This is a genomic window from Deltaproteobacteria bacterium, assembly GCA_019309545.1.
In the GTDB taxonomy this organism is placed as follows: domain Bacteria; phylum Desulfobacterota; class Desulfobaccia; order Desulfobaccales; family Desulfobaccaceae; genus Desulfobacca_B.
In genome coordinates this window covers 1-4963 of record JAFDGA010000062.1, presented here as the reverse complement: position 1 = coordinate 4963, position 4963 = coordinate 1, and the positions used below count along the sequence as shown (strand labels likewise).

The 4963-nt window shown below is 48.8% G+C and carries 1 protein-coding gene; it reads left to right on the top strand.

Annotation, left to right across the window (positions count from 1 at the left end):
• The first annotated feature begins 25 nt into the window (after positions 1-25).
• Entirely contained in the window at positions 26-4618 is a 4593-nt protein-coding gene (locus JRG72_11395) for an ATP-binding protein (protein MBW2135809.1), read from the top strand.
• The last annotated feature ends 345 nt before the right edge of the window (positions 4619-4963 follow it).

The following is a 4963-nucleotide window of genomic DNA, read 5'->3' as shown; positions in this document are numbered from 1 at the left end:
GCTGCCTGAGGAGGTGCGCAAACTAGTGCAGGAGGCCAGGAAGCGGGTACCGGAAGGCTTGCGTCTGGACTATCTGAGCGCTCTCCCTGATAATCCTACACTAGCGGATTGCGGGCGGGAATTTTGGCGTCTGGGTCTGATTCCAGACCTTTCCCCACAGCTTGAGCGTCTGGTAGAAAACCGCGATTGCGTTAAAAAACTGACTCAAGGCGCAGGAGGCTCCATCCACAAAGGGGTAGACGAGCTGGGGCTAGATGACTCTGAATTGAAACGCCGACTTATTGATCTACTCAGAGAAACACCCCCAATATCCAGAGAATGGTTGCGCCGGATTGCCGCCGAACAGCCAGAATTGGAACTCACCTTTGATCGCTGGTCTTTCAGCGACAGACCGGGAACAAATTTAACAGGCATAGAGGTTCTCTCGTTCATTGATCCGAAAAATAAAAAAGCTTATAGCTGGAGTGGATTAAAACTGGAAGACGATACCTTGAAAGCCTCGGTCCGTCCCCAGGATAATGCCAGATTAACGATAAAGTGGACCACTGAACCGACAACGCCCACAGGAAACCCTTTGTATGAAATTACCCTCGAAACTTCTGAAGCCGATCCCGTTACATTATTAAGGGAAACGCAATCACATAAATTGCCAACCAAAACCCAATCCTGGAGATTTAAACCGGCGGAAGTGGAGGGTATTGAAGGTGGCTCCCTGCGAGTCCGGGTAGTAATTAGGGCCTATCCGCAAGAAGGAGAAGAGCCAATTACCGGGGAGAGTGATGAATTTTTGTTGGTGAGCGAGGAAGTAGAAGCCCCTACTTCTACCGTCTTTCCCTTGACCCGTTCTCTTCCTGATTTCATGTTGGAGCGGGCAGCCAAAACCAAGAGCATGCCCCAGGTGACCCGGTGTGTGGTGGAAAAGGGAACCGGCATCAAGCTGGAGCTGGACGAGCGTCAGCGGCGGCGTATAACTTTAAATCCGGTGCTGGAAGAGGCGCAACGTCGCCTTTTAGCAGAACCCAACCGCCTGGGGTGTTTGTGCCTAACCCTCTCTCCGGAAATTCGCTGGAGACCGGAAGACTTGCAATGGTCTCCTTTCGATACAGGGCTTGCCAACTTCTTCAACAAAGAATGGTGGACAGCCAGGCGGAAATTGTTCGCAGAAAGCAGGGAGAGCAAAGGCACTAATTTAGTTGAAGGCAGAGAACTTTCCCCCAACCTTGAAGATATCTTGTTATATGCCCGTGGCTATGCCAGGGCCCTGGAAACCATTTTGGAGGATTATAAGGCTCAAGACTCTTCCGGCCCGCAAATCCTAGCAGATCTCCTGGCCCTGGATACCATTCACATCGGTCACATAATAAAAGGAAATGACCATCACCAAAAAAGGTTGGTAGGCTTATTGCTATCACCCCTGCATCCGCTGAGACTTCTCTGGCACTTGGCTCATGAAAAGCTTATAAAGTATTGGATCAGTACGGCTGGAGATAAAAAAACTAAAGCATACCTGCCCAAACCGGAAATCGCCCTGCAACTGGATGGGGGGAATTACCCTGCCTTTTTGGCCGCGGCCAACACCATGTTTTATTATTTTGAGTCACCCTTCTTCTTCTGGCCGCTTTATATCAATGCCCAAGAGGAAGACCCCCATCAGGTGGCGGCACTGGTCCGTTGGAGCTTAGGTCTGGGAACTTTAGAGACCTTGACGGAAGGACAAAGTATTGCCACCGAAGCCCTTTCAGCACGGCTGCAAGCATACCTCGAATTGCATCCCTATGTCCGTACCCTAAAGGTGGATGCCGTTAACTGCGGCGAAGGCCAGATGTTGGTCAGGGCATTGGCTGAACTTGATGGCCGGGATGCCTTTGAAGATCAAGAAGAGGATTCGGGGACGATTGTGACACCGGCAAGGGGTTATGAGGTCAGGCTATATGGACCATCCCCAATCCACCAAATCGGGGCCTTTTTCGATGACTGCGCCAGCCAACGCCTTCGAGGACAGGGTCTCCCGCAGAAATTGGATCGTCTCTTTCGCCCTGGCGAGAGTTTCTTGCACCCCCATCTGTTTTGGGCCAAACGAGAACTCAAGGACATTGAAACGGAAGACAATAAGGCTCCGGAAGAGGCCCATGTTTCTTTTATTAATGAATATTTTCGCCCTAAACCGGCTTTGGTCCACCAAACCGGTCCAGAGAGTCCAGTTTCTACTTTTGGCCTACAAGTGGACCTGGCTGATAACTTCACAATCGAGGAAAGCGATCAGGCTTGGTATCGCACTGTATGGCTACCGCCGGAATCCCATGTCACTCCTCATCCTGAGGATAGACGGCTCACCCAAACTTTGCTGCGGTTGCAACGCGTTATTGCTCAAGCCACCGCGAGCTTGATGGGAGGTAACAGCGATCAGTGGCCAGCCACGAAGGTGCCGGTGGGTGCAGCCCAGTTTCAACTGTTTTCCAAACTCCACGAAAATAGTGATTGGGTTCTTACGGTAGATCGGAACCTGGGAGTTGAGCTTTTCGATAGCCCCATGGCGCCAGGCCGATTGAAAGAGAACGCCGACCGCTTCCTTATTGATTATACTCCCTTACAAGTGGGCAGCGCCGGTCAACAATTGATGGTTTCCACCTCTTGGGTGGAGGAGGTTGGTGAACTGTTGAAAACCACCCTGCGGGAAATGTTGATCTCTCCTACAGACCTGGCCTGTGGGGAGGTGCTCCGCTTGCTAAAATCGATTTCGGGACGATTGGTGATGAGGGTGGCCCGTTTTCCCTGGGTCGCAAAAGAGGCAGTAAGCCTGGCTGTAGTTAGGGAAGTTCTACGGGGAAGCGGAGAACTGGAGAAGGCCTTTTTGGTTCCGATTGATGAACACATTCCCTTTTTATTCCCAAAAACTTCAAGGACCCAGTCATCAGAGCAACGTCGGCCGGATTTGTTATTGGTGCGGCCTCGACTGGAGCGAAAAGCACTCTTAGAAATCGATTTCATGGAGGTGAAATATCGTCGTCATCGTTATATGGCTTATGACCGCGCCTTGTGGGCTGATATGTTGGAGGCCACCCGCGCTGGGTCAGAGGCGCTTAGTAGAGTTTATTTTCCTCCAAACCCATCGGCAAAACTTGACTTGCCTCTGCATCGACGGCAATTGCGAGGTCTCTTCGCTTTTTATGTCAAGCGCGCCGTGCGCCATGGCCTCTTGGAACCTGAAACAGGGGATGAAATTCTCAAATGGCTAGTGAATTTGGCCCAGGAGGACATTACCCTGACCATTAATTATCGGGGCTTCATTTATTCCCCAGAACTCGACTTTGATACGGAGGAGGACCTCTATGACGAAATGAAGATTACCCTGATTGGCCGGGAAGCCTTGCCGCGCTATACTTCATTTCATCCGAGTGAACCGCCTTCGGTTCCAGGCCGAAAAAGTGTGGAAGATGAATTCCCCTTACAACAAACAATATCAGATAATATTCCAGCCTTACATAGGCGGCACCCAATAACCAAGTTTGAAACATCTGAGGCGAAGGAAATCATTGAAAAAGCGGAAAAAAAACAGACTGAAATAAGCATCTTGATTGGGCGAGAACCGAAAACAGAGAAACCAGTGTATTTCCGCCCAAGTATCCGAGGCAATCCCCATGCTCTTATCGTCGGTATTCCTGGAATGGGAAAAACAACAGCAATTAAGAATATTTGTTATGAGTTGACTAGAGAGAAGATTTACCCATTTATTTTTGATTTCCATGGCGATCTAGCCAAAGACTTGCATCAAGCCCTTGGGTCAGAAAAATGCTTAATACTTGATGCCGCAAATGGTTTGCCTTTTAATCCCTTGGAAGTTGACCCCGTGCGACGTCAGCAGGAGCGGGGGTGGATTACCCATTATTTTGAAGTTGCCGAAATTTTTGCCGATATTTATCCCTCTTTTGGGGAACTGCAGGTTAGTTTTATTAGGCAAACCTTGAAACAATGCTATGAAGGAGCAGGGTTTGCCGCCTCACCTTCTGGAGCCAATGCTCCCCGTTTTTCCGAATTTTGGAAATGTCTGGGCGAAAAAGCCGGAACAGATAGAGAGGCACGCAAAATTGCCGCCAGACTGGAACCTATCTTCGAATTAGGGCTTTTTAAAGAAGAATTGGACACGTCCTTCTTGTTGTCCAGGTTATTACAAATGACAACTATCCTGGACTTGCACTCATTAGAAATTGAGGAAAATCAGCGGGTAGCAGCTTCATTTTTCCTCCAGCGGCTTTATAGAGATATGTTCAGTCATGCCGAAGAGGGACATTTGCGAAACGCAGTTATTTTGGATGAAGCTCATCGGGTAGCGCGCTTGTCCTTGATTCCAAAGATGATGCAGGAATGTCGCAAATATGGGATTCTCTTCGTATTGGCTTCCCAGAGAGTGGAAGACTTTGACAAAGGAGTTTTGGACAGCGCTGGCAATCATTTATATCTCCGAGTCAACCACCCAGATGCCAGGCGTCTCTCTTTTTACTTGGCGGCGAGAGAACCCCAAGGTGACCTTACCAAGCGACTTCAAAATCTCGGCAAATTTCATGCCCTCTTTCGAAGCGAACATTTTCATCCTTTTGTTGAGGTATTATTAATAAAGTGACAAATCAGTAATCTGTTTCCCATGAATTAGCAAGGAGGGAAAGAAATGCAATACCCAAAATGGAAACCTGGAGATTCTGGCCTCATATACTACCGTGATTGGAATACCAAACCAGGGACCAAAAATCCTGATTATTACCAGACTGCGCCGTAAAGCTCGGTCCTTTAACAGGCCGTTGAAAAACCAGCTTAATTTAGCTCTGTCTCCTGTTTCAGGGAAACTAAGCTACCCTTATGAACTGTAAATTCGCTAATAAATCTGGATTCCGTTCTCCGTCGGTGGCCGGTTGCAGTAAGAATTACCGTATTCCAGGGTTCCTTTTCAGTTTAAGGAGAAACTGCTGCC